At 63.5% G+C, this 18432-nt stretch carries 9 protein-coding genes; 4 read left to right on the plus strand and 5 right to left on the minus strand.

Annotated elements, in window-relative coordinates; translation table 11 throughout:
- Positions 1 to 2: 2 nt before the first annotated feature.
- Positions 3 to 1316, plus strand: coding sequence for an ATP-binding protein (locus BO74_RS05990; protein ID WP_496440797.1), 1314 nt, complete (start codon positions 3 to 5; stop codon positions 1314 to 1316).
- 199 nt (positions 1317 to 1515) lie between these two features.
- On the opposite strand, the gene BO74_RS05995 is transcribed toward BO74_RS05990, so the two are convergent.
- The 3 genes from BO74_RS05995 to BO74_RS06005 are packed head-to-tail and all read right to left on the minus strand — an operon-like array spanning position 1516 to position 10917.
- Entirely contained in the window at positions 1516 to 3915 is a 2400-nt protein-coding gene (locus BO74_RS05995; RefSeq protein WP_496440799.1) for an ABC transporter substrate-binding protein, read from the minus strand.
- Positions 3916 to 3924: 9 nt separating this feature from the next.
- Entirely contained in the window at positions 3925 to 6885 is a 2961-nt protein-coding gene (locus tag BO74_RS06000) for an EAL domain-containing protein (RefSeq protein WP_496440800.1), read from the minus strand.
- Positions 6886 to 10917 (minus strand): response regulator, encoded by a 4032-nt coding sequence (locus BO74_RS06005; protein ID WP_496440802.1) that lies wholly within the window; start codon positions 10915 to 10917, stop codon positions 6886 to 6888.
- 234 nt (positions 10918 to 11151) lie between these two features.
- Here BO74_RS06005 and nosR point away from each other — a divergent pair, with 234 nt between their 5' ends.
- From nosR to BO74_RS06020, 3 genes are read left to right on the plus strand one after another with little or no spacing between them, the layout of a single operon-like run.
- Positions 11152 to 12477 carry a response regulator c-di-GMP phosphodiesterase, NosR family gene (gene nosR, locus BO74_RS06010; RefSeq protein ID WP_496440803.1) on the plus strand — a complete coding sequence of 442 codons (1326 nt, stop codon included), beginning with the start codon at positions 11152 to 11154 and terminating at the stop codon, positions 12475 to 12477.
- The gene (locus tag BO74_RS06015) at positions 12474 to 13046 is read left to right on the plus strand and encodes a response regulator (protein ID WP_496440804.1); all 573 of its coding nucleotides are present in this window, start codon (positions 12474 to 12476) and stop codon (positions 13044 to 13046) included. The genes nosR and BO74_RS06015 overlap by 4 nt, the downstream gene beginning before the upstream one ends.
- Before the next feature lie 9 nt (positions 13047 to 13055).
- Entirely contained in the window at positions 13056 to 14441 is a 1386-nt protein-coding gene (locus BO74_RS06020) for an ATP-binding protein (protein WP_496440805.1), read from the plus strand.
- On the opposite strand, the gene BO74_RS06025 is transcribed toward BO74_RS06020, so the two are convergent.
- Both BO74_RS06025 and BO74_RS06030 read right to left on the minus strand, forming a co-directional pair.
- The gene (locus BO74_RS06025) at positions 14389 to 17148 is read right to left on the minus strand and encodes an ATP-binding protein (RefSeq protein ID WP_496440806.1); all 2760 of its coding nucleotides are present in this window, start codon (positions 17146 to 17148) and stop codon (positions 14389 to 14391) included. The genes BO74_RS06020 and BO74_RS06025 overlap by 53 nt on opposite strands.
- Positions 17145 to 18431: an HD-GYP domain-containing protein gene (locus BO74_RS06030; protein WP_496440807.1), complete on the minus strand. Its 1287-nt coding sequence runs from the start codon at positions 18429 to 18431 to the stop codon at positions 17145 to 17147. The genes BO74_RS06025 and BO74_RS06030 overlap by 4 nt, the downstream gene beginning before the upstream one ends.
- Position 18432: the final 1 nt, after the last annotated feature.

Genomic DNA, 18432 nt, shown 5'->3' on the forward strand with positions numbered 1-18432 from the left:
CCATGACCGAAGACATCGACCGGGGATTGCTGGAGTTCATCGTCGAGCGTCTCGAAGCGGGTGTCTTCGTCATCGATCGCGACTACCGCATTGTCCTGTGGAATCGCTTCATGGCCATGCACAGCCAGCGTCCGGCAGCGGACGTCGTCGGCCGCAATCTGTTCGAGTGCTTTCCCGAACTGCCGCAGAAATGGCTGGCCCGCAAGATCGAGAGCGTGTTCATCCTGAAGAACTACGCGTTCACCTCGTGGGAGCAACGCCCCTTCCTCTTCCGCTTCAACCACAACCGTCCGATCACCGGCGGCATCGACGCGATGCGCCAGAATTGCATCCTGCTGCCGCAAAAGGACGCTGGCGGTGAAGTACAACATGTCTGCGTCACCTTGCTGGATTACACCGACACGGCGATGTACCAGATGCGCCTGAACGAGCTGATCGGCGAACTCAAGCAGGAAAAAGCCGCGCAACAGGAACTGATCAAGAAGCTCGAGGACACCCAGGGCCAGTTGCTGCAGTCGGAAAAAATGGCGTCGGTCGGCCAGCTCGCCGCCGGGGTCGCGCACGAGATCAATAACCCGATCGGCTTCGTCAACTCCAACCTCGGCTCGCTGAAAGGCCAGGTCGAGAACATGCTCTCGGTGCTCTCGGCCTACGAGGAGGTGGAAAAGGCCTTGACCGGCCAGCCGGACCTGCTGACCTCGCTGCAGCAAGCCAAAATCGCCGCCGACCTGGATTTTCTGCGCGACGACATCCTCGATCTCATCAACGAGTCGCTCGACGGCGTGCAGCGCGTCAAGACGATCGTCGAAAACCTGCGCGACTTCTCCCGTGTCGACGCCTCCGAATGGCATCACGCCAATCTCGAAAAAGGGCTGGAAAGCACGCTCAACATCGTCTGGAACGAAATCAAGTACAAGGCCGAGGTCAAAAAGGAGTACGCCGGCCTGCCCGAAATCGAATGCATCGCCGCTCAGATCAACCAGGTGTTCATGAACCTCCTGGTCAACGCCGCGCACGCGATCGAGGAACGCGGGACGATCACCCTGCGCACGGGGTTCGACGAAAACGAGGTGTGGGTGGAAGTCGAAGACACCGGCTGCGGCATCAGGCCGGAAAACCTCAAGCGCGTTTTCGAGCCCTTCTTCACCACCAAGCCGGTCGGCAAGGGCACCGGTCTCGGACTATCGCTGGCCTACGGCATCGTCCAGCGCCACCAGGGACGGCTGGAGATACACAGCGAAGTCGGCAAGGGCACCACGTTCCGCCTCACGATACCTCGCCGGCGTACCGCGGAAGCCGCCCCCGTCTCAGACTGAGGCCCTACCCCAGGGCAATCGCATGAAGTGCCTCTGCCTCCCAGTCAAGGGCTATAGCATGCACACAACCCCGCCGTCATTCCGGCGAAGGCCGGAATCCAGGTTTTCGGAGCACCAACTGGATCCCGGCATTCGCCGGGATGACGGAGCATTTGCGATGTGTGCGTTCGGCAGCCCTTGAAGAGGGAGGAGAGCAAATTCATGCTGTTGCCCCTGCCCCTTCTGCGTCGCAAGCGCGCCCCGAGGGCAAGGCGAAACGGAACGTCGCACCTTGTCCCGGCTTGCTGCGGACTGTCAGGCTACCGCCGTGCTGCCGGACAATGCCATAAGCCAGCGACAATCCCAACCCGGTCCCCTTGCCAACCGGCTTGGTGGTGAAGAAGGGATCGAATACCCGAGACAGGTTTTCCGGCGCGATGCCGATACCATCGTCGGCAACCTCCACCCAGACCGAATCACCATCGCAGCCGGTACGCAGCATGATCACCCCTCGCCCGGGAATGGCCTGCATGGCGTTGGTGATCAGGTTCATGAAGACCTGGTTGATCTGTGCGGCGACACATTCCACGTCCGGCAAACCGGCGTACTCGCGAACGATTTCGGCCTTGCCGCGCAGTTCGCCTTCAAGGACGCCAAGGGTGCTGTCGAGCCCCCGCTCCAGATTGAAGGCGTGCCGATCGGCGACGTCGAGCCGGGTGAATTCCCTGAGATTTTCGACGATCGCCCGGACCCGGTCGACACCTTCGCGCGATTCGCGAAGCAACACACCGACGTCTTCCTGAATGAAGGTCAGATCCGCGTCTGCCTTGGCTTTCTGCAACTCTTCGCGCACCGCGGGATGCGCCGCCAGCGCCGGCTCCGCCCGCTGGTAGGCGTCAACGACCGACAACAAGCCGTCGACATACTCGCCCAACGTCCCGAGGTTGCTGCGGATAAAGCCGATCGGATTGTTGATCTCGTGCGCGACACCCGCCGCGAGTTGACCGACAGCAGCCATCTTTTCCGACTGTTGCAACTGGCCCTTGGTTTGCTCCAGGCGCTCATTGAGCGCCTTCAATTCGGCATTGGCCAGGGTCAGATCGTCAATCAGCTGCCGCGCCTGCGCCTCGGCCCGTTTACGCGCATCAACATCGAGCTTGACGGAAACGAAGTGGGTCGTCACCCCGGCATCATCACGCACCGGCGCGATATGCACCTCCTCCCAGTACGTTTCTCCCGATTTGCGCTTATTCAGCAACTCGCCCGACCACGCGCCCCCGGCATTCAGCGCCGCCCACATTTCACGATAGATGGCCGGATCGTTCTTCCCGGAATTGACGAGATTCGGGGTATTCCCGATCACGTCTGCACTGTCGAAGCCGCTGATCTTGCAGAAATGGGGGTTGACGTACTCGATGCGGGTATCGGTACCGGTGATCACCACGCCGGTCGGACTCTGCTCTATCGCCGTCGACAGCACCTGCAACCGGTCGTGCGCCGCATGCACCTCGGCGAGGTTCGTCTTGAGGCGCCGGTTGATGCGCAACACGTACAGGCTGACCGCGCCAACCAGCGCGATGACCGCGAGACCGGCTGCCAGCAGTCGATACAACCAGCCCAAGTTAGTCTCCGGATCCGGCGTGTAGAGGAAGCCGTCCAGTTCGATACCCGGCGGCAGCATGCCGATTTCCGCGTAGATATCGGCGATGTGCTGCCACCGCCCGGGATGCATGTACCCTGGCTGGACCAGATCCGCCTGGATCAGGTCGCGCATCTGGCCGGCTTCGAAGCGCAGATAGTCGGCCGAATGCCCCGGCGTGTTGTAGCGCGCCAGGATCAGTTCGATGATTTCATCGGGATGCGCCATCGCGTACTCCCAGCCGCGCAGGCTGGCATCGCGAAAGGCCTGTACCCGTGCTGGCTGCTGTTCCAGCAGGCGCTGCGAAGTGAACAGGTTGTCGCCATAGAAATCGACGCCGGCCGAACGCGGCGAGAAGACGTGATACGGAACCCCGGCCAGGCGCAGCTGGAAGGGCTGGTTGGTGACATAGGCCGAGATCGCATCGGTACGCCCGTCGATGAGATCCGCGACATTGAACGTATGCTCGAGCCGGGTCACCCGGTCCATCGGAATCCCCTCGCGCTGGAGATAGGCGAGGATCTCGTCGGACAGCGGCTCCATCATCAGGCGCTTGTCGAAGAGATCGTGAATGCTGCCGATCCCCGCCTCCTGGCGAGCCATCACGACATACGGGGAATGCTGGAAAATCGCCGCCAGCACGACAATCGGCTGGCCACCTTGCCAGGCCAGCAACAGGCTGCTCGTACCGACGCCGAACTGCGCGCGCCCGGAAACGACCTCGTCGACGACATTCTGCCCCGGCACCGCCTCCTTGATCGTCACGTCGAAACCGGCGTCGCGGTAATAGCCTTTCGCCAGCGCCGCGTAATAGCCGGCGAACTGGAAGGCATGGCGCCACTTGAGTTGCAGGGTCACCGCTTCGCTCCCGTAGGCGGGCAGGAAAGCGGGCAGCAGCGCCAGCACGGCGAGCGCCGACAGCAACATGCGCATCCCGGCAAAGCCGCGTGCGATCAGAGAACCTGCAGTAAAAAGGGCCACGACGCTGCCCTAGTTCTCGCTGCCGACGGCCTGGGCATAGCGCCGGAAGGCATCGCGTACGGCGTCGATGATCTCCTCGTTCTGCCAGGGCTTGGTCAGGAAGCGCGAGATCTCGCCGCGGTTGATCGCCTCGGTCAGGCTGTCCAGTCCGGTGTAGCCGGAAAGCACCATGCGCACCGTCTTCGGGTACATCACGCGGATCTGCGCCAGCAATTCGCTGCCGCTCATCCCCGGCATGCGCTGGTCACTGAGAACAACGCCGACCGGGTGCAACGCCAGCAGCTTCAGCGCCTCTTCGCCGCTGCCCGCGGTGAGAATGCGGTAGTTTTCTCCGCGCAGCACGCGCCGCAGCGAGGCGAGGATGCTGGCCTCGTCATCGACCAGCAGGATCGTCGACAACGATTCGTCTTCGGTGGGCAGGCGCATCGGCCCGTAGCTGGCCATGAACGCGGACAGTTCCTCGCCGGAAAGCGGCTTGCTCAACAGGTAGCCCTGCATCGCGTCGCAGTGCAGCGAACGCAGGAAGCGCGCCTGCCCGGCATCTTCCACCCCTTCGGCCAGGACTTCCAGCCCCAGACTGTGCCCCAGTGCGACGATGGCCTTGACGATCGACGCGTTGGCGCTGTTCTGGGTGATGTCGCGGATGAAGCGCAGGTCGATCTTCAACTGGTTGGCATTGAGTTCCTGCAGGTAGGCCATCGACGAATAGCCGGTGCCGAAGTCGTCGATCGACAGCCGCACGCCGAGCGCCTTGAGCGCGGCGATCTCCTTGAACGATGTTCCATGATCGACCATGACACAGCTCTCGGTGATCTCGAGTTCAAGCTGCTTCGGATCGATTCCCGACGTATCGAGCGCCGTTTTCACCGTATCGACGAGGTGCCCGCGGCCAAGCTGTACCGTCGAGACGTTGACGGCGATGTGCTTGAGCGCGTAACCCGTGTCCTGCCAGGTCTTGAATTGCTGACAGGCCGTGTGCAACACCCAGTCGCCGAGTGCGACGATGCAACCGCTCTCCTCCGCCAGCGGGATGAACTCGGCCGGTGAAACCAGCCCGCGCACCGGATGATTCCAGCGCACCAGCGCCTCGACGCCGACGATCTTGCCGCTGACCAGGTCTGACTGCGGCTGGTAATGCAGCAGCAGTTCGCCGCGTTCGACAGCCCGGCGCAAGTCGGCGTCCAGCGACAGGCGGTCCTTGGCACGGCGGCTCATTTCCGCTGAGAAGAATTGCAGCTCGCCCCGCCCGCGCGACTGTGCCTGATGCAACGCAGCCTCGGCGTTGCTCAGCAGCGTTTCTGTGTCGGTGCCATTTTGCGGACACATCGCCACGCCGATGCAGGCGCCGACATAGACGGGGTTGCCGTCGATCAGGAAGGGTTTGGACAACTCGTCGATGACGGTCTGAGCCACAAAATCGACGGGAGGCATCTCGCCGCCCGGCTCCACGATGATGGTGAACTCGTCGGCGCTGACGCGGGCAATCGCGTCGACCTGCGGCAACACGTTGCGCAGGCGCTTGCCGGCCTCGATGAGCACCTGGTCGCCGGCCTTGTGGCCAAGGCTCTCGTTGATCGCCGTGAAGTTGTCGAGATCGACGAACAGCAACGCGAAACCCGAGCGATCGGTTTCCGACGACTGCAATGCATAGCCGAGCAGCTCGCGGAACAACGAGCGGTTCGGCAGCCCGGTCAGCGTATCGCGGTTGGTGAAGAAATCGAGCCGTTCCTCGACGTAGCGGCGCTCCGAAATATCGCGATGCGACCCGCGCAGGCCGAGGGCGCGCCCCTTCGGATCGACCACCGGCCGGCAGATGTGCTCGAGCCAGCGCTCCCGCCCGTCCCGGGTCCGGATCCGGAAGATCACCGGAATCTGGTCGGCCGGCCGGGCCGAAGGTCCATGCGCCGTCCACGCCGCCTGGTCGTCGTGATGGATGATCTTTTCCATCAGCCCCGGATCGGCGAAAAAGTCCTCGGCGGAATAGCCCGAGACGTCGGTACAGGCCGGCGAGACGTAGAGGAAGGTGCCGTCGGGCGCCGTCCAGTACTCCCAGTTCGGCGAATACTCGGCGAGGATGTGGTATTTCTCCTCGCTCTTTTCGAGCAGCGCGCTGCGCTGCGCCACCTGCTGCTCCAGCACGCTGCGCAGGCGCGCCAGTTCCAGCTGGTTGCGGACACGCGCCCGCACCTCGTCGATGTCGAACGGCTTGGTGATGTAGTCGGCTCCGCCGACTTCGAACCCTTTGACTTTTTCCGGCACCGCGTCGACAACGGTGACGAAGATTACCGGAATGCGGTTGCCGGCCGGCGACGCCTTGATCCGCCGGCACACCTCGTAGCCGTCCATCCCGGGCATCACGATGTCGAGCAGGACCAGGTCCGGCGGCGTATCGCCATTGACCATGGCCATGGCGGCCGTCCCCGAACTGGCTACCCGGATGCTGTACGAGTCCTTGAGTGCGCCGAGCAGGGTGTGGATGTTGTCCGCGATGTCATCGACGATCAGCAGCGTCGGCCGGCGATCCGGATCCGTCGCTGCCATCGCGTCGAAAAGCGCCGGATTGCGCCGGTGGCTGCGCAATTCGAGCTGCGTCTTGATACGCATGTGCAGCAGTTCGGGATTGATCGGCTTGGTGATGTAGTCCGACACTCCCAGTTCCAGACCGCGCGCCTCGTCGACCGCGTCGGTGAGTGCGGTAACGAAGATGACCGGAATCGCCGCGGTGATCGGATTCGACTTCAGATGCGACAGCACTGAGAAACCGTCCATCCCCGGCATCTTCACGTCAAGCAGTATCAGATCCGGTTGCGGATGGCGCTGCGCCAGTTCGAGTGCCTTCTCGCCGCTCGTTGCCGCGGCGATGGCGTAGCTGTCGCGCAGGACAGCCACCAGCGCGTGCAGGTTTTCGGCGACATCGTCAACCGCAAGGATGCGGGGGCGCTCCGCCACATTTCCATTCATACCGTTCATTCAGAAACCCTCTCCCTTGGTCTGCTTCAGCTTTTGCTGCAACTGCAGCAACGCGGCGCGGGCGCCATCAACATCGAACACATCGATCCGGGCAGCCAGCGCCGCGATCTCACCGCGCCACGGCGTGGCGGCGACTCCAGCGCGCAGCTCGGCCAGCAACGGCTCGGCCTGCCCGAGATCGTAATCCAGCGCCAGGCGCAGGTTCTCCAGGCGGTCGAACACCTGCCGGGCACTGAGCGGCGCACCGGCCGCCCTGGGTGCCGCTTCCAGACGCAAGGTCAGACGGTCAATATCCTGCAGCACGTCGATCAGCAGCGCCTGGATCGCATCCAGATCGCCAGCGGGCGGCGCTTCACCCGCCTTCAGCGAAGTGTCAACTGCAGCCACCTTGTCGAATAGCGCCACGGCACCGAGATTTCCGGTCACGCCCTTGAGAATGTGACAAGTCTCCTCGGCCCCACGCAGGTCGTTGTTCGCCACCTGCCCGCGAAGCTTGTCCGCGGCATCGGCATGGTGCTCGCGAAAACGTCGCAACTGCCGGAGATAGGTATCAGCCTTGCCGCCGATGCGCCTGACGCCTTCTCGAACGTCAATGCTGGCAAGCTCGGGCAGCGCATCGTCTCCAGCGATCCCGGCCGTTTCCGCCGCAGCCGACGCGCTCCCGGCCTCGCCGCGTGCTGGCACCCACTTGGCGAGAACGGCCATCAGCAGATCCGGATCGATCGGCTTGGTCACGTGATCGTTCATCCCCGCCGCGAGGCTGTTGTCCACGTCGTGGCTCATCGCCAGCGCGGTCATCGCGATGATCGGCAGGGTTGCGAAACGTTCGCCGCCCGGTTCGGCCGCCAGGGCACGAATTCGCCGCGCGGCTTCGAGACCGTTCATCACCGGCATCTGGATGTCCATCAGCACGGCGTCGTAGTTCGCGCTCTGCACGCGTTCGACGGCCGCCTGGCCGTCGAAGGCCGTATCGACCCGAATGCCCTCGCTACCAAGCAGTTCGCTGGCGAAGTCGCGGTTGATTTCGTTGTCCTCGACCAGCAGGACATGCAGACCGGCCAGCGGCTGGCGACCTGCCTTGCCTGAATCGCCGGCCGCAGCGGCTGTTTCATCGGCACCGAGAACGCGCCCGCGCCCCAGCGCGGAGAGCAGGCCGTCGAGCAGCGAGGACGGCGAGACGGGCTTCACGACGAAGCCATCGACGCCGGCCTGCTCAGCCATATGCATTGCATCCTCGCGCCCGTAGGCGCTGACCATCACCACCCTCGGCTGCCGCGAGATAGCCGAACTGTCGCGAATCCGCCGGGTGGCTTCATCGCCGGTCATGCCGGGCATCCGCCAATCCAGCAATACAAGATCGTAAGGACGCTCGCCGGCATTTTCGAGGGCGACCAGCGCGCTCGCCGCATCGCCGGCCAACCCGTAGTCGACGCGGAAGTGACGCAGCATCTCGCCGAGGATTTCGCGGGACACCGCGTTGTCGTCGACGACCAGGACACGTAGGCCGGCCAGCATCGCCCCGGCTTGTTCGAGCAGGCCGCCGCGCCCGGCCAGCGCGTGCCGGGCGGCCCCCAACTGGACGGTGAAGCAGATCGTCGTCCCCTCGCCCGGCCGGGAGGATTCGATCCAGATCCGCCCGCCCATCAGTTCAACCAGGTTGCGACAGATCGCCAGCCCGAGGCCGGTACCGCCGAATCGCCGCGTCATCGATTCGTCGGCCTGGGTGAATTTCTGGAACAGCGCCGCCTGTGCCTCGGGGTCGATACCGACGCCGGAGTCGCGCACGTCGACCTGCATGGTCAGCACGAGATCCGCATCGCGCATTTCCAGGCAGCGGAAGGCCAGTTCCACCTGCCCCGCCTCGGTGAATTTGACCGCGTTGCCGCACAAGTTGAGCAAGATCTGGCGCAGGCGCAGCGGGTCGCCGATCAGCACCGGCGGAATCGCAACGTCGTATCGCACCAGGAACTCGATTCCCTTCTGCTCGGCGTGGTAGGCGACGGCGTCGCTCAACTGTTCGACCACCCCGTCGAGGCCGAACTCGATCAATTCCAGACTGATCTTGCCGGCCTCGATCTTCGAGAAATCCAGGATGTCGTTGACGATCCCGAGCAGCTGGTGCGCGGCGCCCTGCGCCTTCAGCAGATGGCTGCGCTGCGCCGGCGGCAACTCGCTTTTCAATGTCAGATACAACATGCCGAGAATCGCGTTGATCGGCGTGCGGATTTCATGGCTCATGTTCGCCACGAACGCACTCTTTGCCTCGGTGGCCAACTCGGCGGCGAATCGCCGCTTCCGGTCGCGCAGCTTCTCGATGCCGAAAGCCAGGTTGCGCGCCAGTTCGCCGAGCAAGGTGATTTCGTCGGCCAGGAATGCACCAGCCTCACCGGAATAAATGTTCAATGCCCCGAACACGCCGAGGTCGGCGGTCGCCAAGGGCAAGGCAACACTGGAACGAAAACCGTGCTCGGCCGCCGCCGAACGCCACGGAGACATTTCGGGTGCGTCGCCAAAATCGCAGTTGGTCTGCGCCTCGCCGGTGCGGATGCACCTGCCGGTCGGTCCTTGCCCGGTCGGCGATGCCTCGCCCCACGAAATCGCCAGCCCGTCGAGATAGCCCTCGTCGCCCCATTGCGCGGCAACGGCGACGCGCTGCTCGGCGTCCTGCTCGGCAAAACCGACCCAGGCGAGCATATAGCGATCCGAATCAACGATCAGCCGGCAAACATCTTCCAGCAACGCCGATTCGGAATCCGCGCGAGCCAGGATGTAATTGCTGTCGCTGAGCAATTTCAACGCGCGCGCGGCACGCTTCTGCAGCAGTTCGGCCGCATGGCGGTCATGGATATCGCGGGCGATACCGAGTACGCCGAGCACTTCGCCGCGGGAATCCCTGACGGCGGTCTTGGTCGTCTCGAACAGGCGCGGTGTCTTGCTCTCGTCGTCGGCGAAGACGAGCCACTCCTCGTTGCGCCGCGGTGTCCCGGCCGCCAGCGCCTGCCGGTCTTTCTCGACAAAGAAGGCGGCCTGTTCGCGGCTGAAGTAGTCGAAGTCGTTTCTGCCGACGACATTGGCGGGCGTATCACCGATCAGTCGGCCAAACGGGGCGTTGCAAAAGAAATAGTCGCCATTGCAATTCTTGACCCATACCAGATCGGGAATGTTCTGGATCAGCGTTTGCAGGTTGGCCGTCTCGCGCTCGAGCGCCTTCGTCTTGCGCCGGACGGAACGCCGCAGGAGCCGGACCCAGATCGACATCACGGTGCCCAGCACGACGGCGGAGGCCAGCACGATGAGCAGAACGCGCGCGTAAGGGAATCGTTCGAGGGAACTGCCCAGCCACTTGTCGTGCAAGCGCGCTTTTTCCTCGTCGCCGATCAGCGCCATGCCCCGCTCGACCTCAGCCAGCAGCGCGTACTCGCCCTTCCGCGAGGCCCGGTGAAATTCGCCGCGATAGAGTTCGAAGGCCTTGACGAACTCGGCGTCGGCGCGTTCACGGTAGAGGTAGTAGTTGCCGGGATATTCGTCGAAGCAGAACAGCCGGACCTGTTGCGCGCGGGCCGCCGCGATCATTTCACTGTAGTTGCGGTAGCGAACCAGCGAGCGGATGCCATGCTCTTCCAGCTTGTCGATGCAGGCATCGCCGTCCTGCACGCCGACCTGGAATCCGCGCAGCGAAGCGACGCCGTCGATGCCGCTGATCGACTTGTGCGCGAAGAGCGCCACCGGCAACTGCACGTAGGGCAACGAAAACTCGTAACTCGCTTCACGCGCCGGGGTCCGGTAGATGGCGTCGATGATGTCGGCCTGGCCGGCGAGCAGCATCTTCTGCGCATCGGCCCAGTGGGTGAGGGTCAACTGGACGGTGTTGCCGGTCTTTTCTTCCCACAGTTTCCAGAGGTCGACCAGATAGCCCTTTGCCTCGCCATCGTCCCCGCGAAAGACATAGGGCGGGAAATTGTCGTCGCTGACCACCCGGATCGTCCGCGCATAGCCCCACACTGGCGCCACTGCCAGCAGAACGAGCAGCACGCCGCCCCAGGCCCTCCTCAGGACTCCCCCCACGAATATGCCTTTCTTCCCCCGATATCGCGCCAGTATAACCAAGGAAGGCTCGCCGCCCCCACCCGGAATTCGCGCCGGCACACTCGAATCCCTCACCGGTTCCACATATACTTACGCAGCACAGGGGCCATTATTCGAACGCGGGGAGATCCTTGCGACCTCAACGCTCACCAAGAACGGTCAAACAGCCGAGACAGCGAAATGAACGAAACCACCGAAGCGGCAGCAGCCACGCTCCTGCTCGTCGATGACGAACCGAGCATTCTTTCCGCCCTGCGCCGTCTGCTGCGAAAAAGCGGCTACACGATCCACACTGCCGAAAGCGGCAAGGCCGGTCTGGAAATTCTCGAACACGAGCACGTCGATCTGGTGATCTCGGACATGCGCATGCCGGAGATGGACGGCGCGCGCTTTCTCGAACAGGTGCGGGCACGCTGGCCGGATACGGTCCGGCTATTGCTCACCGGCTACTCCGACGTCACCTCGACGATCGACGCGATCAATCGCGGCGAAATCTACCGTTACATCGCCAAGCCGTGGAACGACGACGACCTGGTGCTGATCGTCCGCGACGCGCTGGAACGGCAGCGCCTGACCCACGAGAATGCCCGCCTGCTCGCGCTCTCGCAGGCGCAGAACGAGGAACTCAAGGACCTCAACGCCAATCTGGAAGACAAGGTCAGGCAGCGCACGGCAGAAATCGCGCAGATCAACGACTTTCTCAACCTGGCGAACGAGCGCCTGAAGCAGAACTTCCTGACCTCGATCAAGATGTTCACGGGATTGATCGAATTACGCGCCGGGGCGATGGCCGGCCACTCCCGCCGGGTCGCCGATCTGGCGCGCCGACTGGCCAAACACGCCGGCATCGAGCCCAAGGACCAGCAGGACATCTTCTTCGCCGCGCTGCTGCACGACATCGGCAAGATCGGCTTTACCGACTCACTGCTCAGCCGCCCGGTATCGCGGATAAGTGGCGATGATCTGGTGTTCTACCGCAAGCACGCCGCAACCGGCGCGGCGGCACTGATGCCGCTGGAGGAGTTGAAGCAGGCGGCGCAAATCGTTCGCGCCCACCACGAACGCTTCGATGGGCAAGGCTATCCGGACGGGCTCGCCGGCGAAAACATTCCGCTGGGCGCGCGCATCCTCAGCATCGCCAATGACTACGACGGCCTGCAGAGCGGCGCGCTTGCGGAGCGGCGCATGTCGCCCGAGGAGGCTCAGGCGTTGCTGGTGCAGTCGCGCGGCAAGCGCTACGACCCGCAGTTGGTCGACGCATTCATGGAAATGCTCGGCGCCGTGAAAAAGGAAATTGTCCTCGAAAAACCGGTTTCCCACGCCGACCTCAAGGTCGGCATGGTCCTTTCTCGTGACCTGATAAGCCGCGAAGGCGTGCTGCTGCTGTCCTCAGACTACATTCTCGACGCCTCGCTCATCCGGCAGATCCAGGACTACGCGCGCCGCGAAAACCACACCGCGCCGATCTACATCCGCACGCCCCCTCCGGAGGAAAAAAAGCAATGACCCGCATCCTGATCGTCGATGACGACGAATCGATCCTCAAGGCGCTGCGCCGCCTGCTGATCCTCACGCCCTGCACCATCGGCGACGTCGGCCAGAAGTTGCAGGTCGAGTATTTCAGTTCACCTCTGGAAGCGCTGGAGAAAGCCCGGACGACCGCCTACGCCCTCGTCCTCTCCGACTACCGCATGCCGCAGATGAACGGCGTCCAGCTGCTCAAGGCGATCCGCGAGATCCAGCCCGACGCGGCCCGGTTGATCCTTTCCGGCTACGCCGACCTGAACGGCCTGATCAGCGCAATCAACGAGGCGGGCATCTCCCGCTTCATCTCGAAACCGTGGAACGATTACGAACTGATCGCCACGCTCGGCCAGGTGCTGACGCTGCGCGAACTGACGCTGGAGAACCAGCGGCTCGCCGATCAGGTTCGCCTGGCGGCCGGCGCGATCTCGCCCGAGGAAATAGAGCGCAAGCGCCTGGAAGCGATCGAGCCGGGAATCACGCAAGTCACCTGGGGTCCGGACGGATCGATCCTGCTCGATGAATCGCTGCTCGACGATTATTCGCGGTAGCCCTGCGTCATGACCGAGGAAAACGGTGGCAACCGCCTGATCCAGGCCCGCGTCCTGGTCGTTGACGACGACCCGATCCTGCGCACCCAGATGCAGCACCTCGCCGGACGCTTCGTCGCGGAGATCCAGGTTGCCAGCGATGGCGAGGAAGGACTGGCGAAATGGCGGCAGTGGCGGCCGGACGTGGTCGTCACCGACATCTTCATGCCGCGCATGGACGGCCTGATGATGAGCAAGGCGATCAAGGCGGAAGATCCGGACGCCCAGATCATCGTCATCACCGCCGACCGAGACAACGGCAGCCTGCGGCAGGCGCTGGCGCTCGGTGTCGAGCGCTACATCTCCAAGCCGGTGGACATGCACCTGCTGGCCGACGCCATCGGCAAATGCGTGCGCGATCGCAAGACGACCGAGGAACTGCGCCTGACGCGCCAGGTCGCCGCGCTGACTGAAGCATTGCGCGAGCAACTGGAGGAACGAAAGCGCGCCGAAAAGGCCTTGCAGCGGGAAAAAGCCGAGCAGCGCATCCTCATCGAGCGGCTGGAGGACGCGCACAACCAGCTGCTGCAATCCGAGAAAATGGCCTCGATCGGCCAACTGGCCGCCGGCGTCGCGCACGAGATCAATAACCCGGTGGGCTACATCAATTCCAACCTCGGCGCCCTGCAGCAATACATCGCCACCCTGCTCCGCCTGATCAACGCCTACGAGAAGCACGAGCAGGAACTGTCCCCGGAGACACGCGACGCACTGAACGTACTCAAGGAAGAAGGCGACCTCGCCTACCTGCGCGAGGATATCAGCGACCTTCTCGCCGAATCGGTCGGCGGCCTGCAGCGCGTCAAACGCATCGTGCAGAATCTGAAGGATTTCTCGCACGTCAGCGAAACGGAAATGCAGTGGGCCAACATCGAGACCGGCCTGGAAAGCACGCTCAACGTGGTCTGGAACGAACTGAAGTACAAGGCCGAGGTAGTCAAGGACTACGGCAGCATTCCCGAGATCGAGTGCATTCCCTCGCAACTGAACCAGGTCTTCATGAACCTTCTGGTCAACGCCGCCCAGGCCATTGAAACGCACGGAGTCATCACCTTGCGCACGCGCCGGACGGGCAACGACGTCTGCATCGAGATCGCCGACACCGGCGCCGGCATTCCGCCGCAGATCCTCAACCGGATCTTCGATCCCTTCTTCACCACCAAGCCGGTCGGCACCGGCACCGGGCTGGGCCTGTCGATCACCCACGGCATCATTCGCAAGCACAACGGCCGGATCGAGGTCGACAGCAAACCCGGGCAAGGCACGACCTTCCGGATTACGCTGCCGATTCGTCAGCCAGCAGCTAACGAGGCACAGACGACTCCAGGCATCGAACCACCGCAGGCTGGCCGATAAACGCCTGCCAGGCGCGATCGAGTTCGGGCAGCAATTGCCGCGCCCGTTCGAGGTCTGCCCCCGCCCCGGCGCGTTCGATGGCAAAGGCCGCAGCGTTGATGCGGGAAGCGCACATGTTGGCCGCCGCACCCTTGACGAAATGCGCCCTTGAACGAATTGCCTCGGCGTCGCCCTGCGCGATCGCCTCCTTGAGCCGGGCGATATCGCCCGGCATGTTGGCGACGAACATCTTCACCAGTGTCTCGGCCAGCACCTCGTCGCCCATCATCAATTTGAGGAAGTCGGCATGGTGGAAGGCCTCCACCCCCGACACGGCCACTGACGCGGCGACGGCTCCGACCGGCACAGGGTCCTCCGCAAGCCGTCCGTCCTGAAGCCAGCGTTCGAGGCACGCCGCCAGTGCATCAATGACCACCGGTTTGGTTAAATAGTCATCCATACCGGCCTCAAGGCATTTCTCGCGGTCGCCACTCAGCGCATGCGCGGTCATCGCCACGATCGGGCTGCGCACCCCGAGGCTGCGGAGTTGCCGCGTCGCTTCGTAGCCGTCCATGCGCGGCATCTGGCAATCCATCAGGATCAGGTCGTAACCGGCCCGGGCCGCCATGTCGACGGCTTCGACGCCATCGCGCGCCTTGTCGATCTGCGTGTAGCCGAGCTTGCCCAACACGCCGCGCATCACGGTCATGTTGATCGCGTTGTCCTCGACGACCAGCAGACGCTTGTCGCGCTGCCATCCTGCATCAGCGCCGCTCGCCCCGGCGGGAGAAGCCATCTTTTCCGGAGCAGGTGCAACTTCGCCGAACGCCTCCTGCAGTACATTGCGCAGGCCGGCGCGGCGAACCGGCTTGTGCAGAAACAGCACCGTGCCGGCGCCCTCGGCCGGCCGCGCCTCGCCACGGAATCCCGCTGGCAGGCAGCGAATCAACGTAGCGCCAGAGGCTTTCAGCGTTTCCAGCGGCAGCAGCGGTTGCCCCGAGCCGGCATCGAACAGCAGCGACTCGGCGACCGCGACGCAGCGGAACGGACGCCCCTCGGACACCGCCGACATGATGTGTCCGGCCGCGCTCTCCGCATCGAGCGCGCCTTCGGAATCCAGCCCCCAGTGATGCAGCAGCGACACCTGTCCGGCCAGGGCGATGGCGTTCCCCTCGACCGCCAGCACGCGCCGCCCGCGCCAAGCCTCCGGCACCGGCGAAAGCGCCCCCATCGGCCCGGCAGCGGGCCTTGCCAGCGCAATCGTGAAACTGAACACCGTGCCGCGTCCCTCCTGGCTGGACACCGACATTTCGCCGCCCATCAGTTCGACGAGTTGCCGCGAAATCGCCAGCCCGAGGCCTGTCCCGCCGTACTTGCGCGTCGTCGTCGAGTCGCCCTGCTCGAAGGGCGCGAAGATCTTGCCGAGGTTGTCCTCGGCGATGCCGATGCCCGTATCGGCCACCTCGAACAGGAGAACGACGCGCCCGTCGCGGTCGGGCAGCCGGCTGAGGTTCAGCGAAATCGAGCCGGCATGGGTGAACTTGATCGAATTGCCGACGATGTTGGTCAGCACCTGGCGAATCCGTCCGGAATCGCCGGACAGCCGTTCCGGCACGTCGGGGTCGGCGCTCCAGACATACTCCAGCCCCTTGTCCGCCGCACGCAGGGCATACAGGTCGGCCAGGTCTTCCAGCAAGTCCCAGAGACTGAAATCGACCGCTTCGAGCGCCAGCTTCCGCGCCTCGATCTTGGAAAAGTCCAGGATGTCGTTGATGATCGCCAGCAGCGCCTCGGAGCTCGAACGGATGATATCGAGGTAGCGCTTCTGCTCCGGCGCAAGCGGCGTATCGAGCAGCAGGCCGGTCATGCCCATGACCCCGTTCATCGGCGTGCGGATTTCGTGCGACATCATCGCCAGAAAGTCCGCCTTGGCCTGATTGGCCAGTTCGGCCCGCTCGCGCGCGGCGATCAACGCCTGCTCGATGCGGATGCGCTCGGTGATGTTGTTGAAGCCGAAGACGCGGCCGATGATCCGCTCCTCGAGGTATTGCGGCAGCGATTTGCACTGGAACACCCGCCCGTCGAGAAGGTGCAGGATATCGTCGGTCTCGGTCCCCTCGACGATCTCGTGCAGGCGCAGCCGAACGTGCTCGGACTCGGCCACCGAGGCGGCAACGAATTCGAGAATCTCGTCGTCGCGCTGGTTCAGCAGCAAGTCCTCCGGCACCTGCCACATCGCACTGAACAGCCGGTTCATACTGGCGATCTTGCCCTGCCAGTCGATGACCAGAATGCCGTTGCCGGTCGATTCAAGCGTCGCGCGCAACTGCGAGGTGGTCCGCGCGAGGGTGTCCTCGATGCGCAGTTCGTCACCGATCTCGCGCGCCTGCACCATCAGCCAGCGCTTGCCCCCCTGCTCAAGCACGCGGATGCTCTTCGCCGCCGCGCGCATCGAGCCGTCGGCACAGAGGTAGAGCGCTTCCTGCGACTCGATGGGGGCAATCTGCCCGCTCCGGACCTCTTCCCAGTAAAAGATGTCCTGCAGCGCGCTCTCGATGTCGAGAATGCTCATTTCCAGCAGCTGCTGTGGAGCGTAGCCCAGCGTCTGCGCGGCAACCCGGTTGGCATCGACGATGCGCAGGCTTTCCGGCTCGACGAGGAAAATCATCTGCTCGGTGTTGTCGAGCAGCAGGCGGTCAAGGCTATTGAAATTGCTTCCGGCACTCATGGCTTGGCCGGCTCCTTGTTCGCCGCACTGGCGTCGAAGTAGTAGCTGACCTGCTTGCGCGGATTGAGGTAGGTATAGATTTCCCGCGGCAGTTGGCCCGGCCGCAGCGCCTTGGCAATATTGACGTCAGCCTCGGTCTCCAGATCGACCAGCAAGGCTTCTTCCTTCGGAATTTCCGCGTCGTAGACCACCACCATCGGCTTCATCGGCTTGGCCGTGTTGATCGTGGCGACCATTCCGACGACTCCGTTGGAAAGCTGGACAACGCTTCCCGGCGGATACACCCCGAGGCAGCGGACGAAGACCTGCAGCAGCCGGGAGTCGAACTTGGTGCGCAACTTGGCGAACATGTTCGCCAGCGCCTCATGCGGCGTCAGCGCGTTGAGGATGTTCACCGGATTGCACAGCTTGTCGTAGTAGTTGGCGATCGCCACGATGCGCGCCAGCAGGCTGATCGCCTCGCCCTTGAGCCTTTTCGGATAACCACTGCCGTCGAAGAGTTCATGGTGCTCGCCGATGATCGACAGCACGGCCGGCGTAAAGCCGAGCTTGCGGCCGAGGTCGATGCCGTACTGGCAATGCATCTCGTAAAGGTTCTGCTCGGCCTGGGTCAGCGGCTCCATCTTCATCAGGATCTTGTCGGGAATCTCCCGCCGCCCGACGTCGTGGAACAACGCGCCCATGCCGAGCGGCTGCACGGCCTCCTGCGGCAGGCGGATTTCCCGCGCGACCATCAGCGAGAGCATCGTCACGTTCAGCGAATGAAAATACAGTTCCTCGCCACCGATCTTGTCGCCCATGACATGAATCGCCAGCTCGGGCGCCGACAGGATCGAATCGGCGATCTGCCCAACCAGCTTGCTGGCCTGGGCGACGGTCTTTTCCGGATCGCTCAGCAGATTCTTCTCGACGTCGCGGATCGTCTTCGCCGTATCGACGAACGCGTGCTCGATGCGCGCCGCAGCTTCGCGCTGCACCTTGATCTTCTCGATCAACGCCCGCTTGGCGGCCAGCGCCGGATGCTCCTTCAATACCGGCTCGTCGGCAACGACCGCAGCCGCCGACTGCTCAGCCCAACGCGCCTTCGGCTTGCTGTCGCTGCGCGCCGGATCAAAGCGCACTTTTTTTAGCCCGAGCCCGCGGATCGTCGCAATCTGCTCCGCGTCCTTGATCTTGAAATTGTTGAAGGCGAACGGATGCTGGAACCACTTCAGGTCGATATACACATACATGCCGACCTCGAGCTGCTCCACCCCGACGTATGGCAGATCACCGACAGGCATT

It is taken from the genome of Propionivibrio pelophilus DSM 12018 (genome assembly GCF_059569095.1).

Excerpts from the sequence above, each read along its gene's own strand:
- nosR (WP_496440803.1), top strand. The coding sequence starts at position 11,152 with ATGAACGAAACCACCGAAGCGGCAGCAGCCACGCTCCTGCTCGTCGAT.
- BO74_RS06020 (WP_496440805.1), top strand. The coding sequence starts at position 13,056 with ATGACCGAGGAAAACGGTGGCAACCGCCTGATCCAGGCCCGCGTCCTG.
- BO74_RS06000 (WP_496440800.1), bottom strand. The coding sequence starts at position 6,885 with ATGAACGGTATGAATGGAAATGTGGCGGAGCGCCCCCGCATCCTTGCG.
- BO74_RS05990 (WP_496440797.1), top strand. The coding sequence starts at position 3 with ATGACCGAAGACATCGACCGGGGATTGCTGGAGTTCATCGTCGAGCGT.
- BO74_RS06030 (WP_496440807.1), bottom strand. The coding sequence starts at position 18,431 with ATGCCTGTCGGTGATCTGCCATACGTCGGGGTGGAGCAGCTCGAGGTC.
- BO74_RS06025 (WP_496440806.1), bottom strand. The coding sequence starts at position 17,148 with ATGAGTGCCGGAAGCAATTTCAATAGCCTTGACCGCCTGCTGCTCGAC.
- BO74_RS06015 (WP_496440804.1), top strand. The coding sequence starts at position 12,474 with ATGACCCGCATCCTGATCGTCGATGACGACGAATCGATCCTCAAGGCG.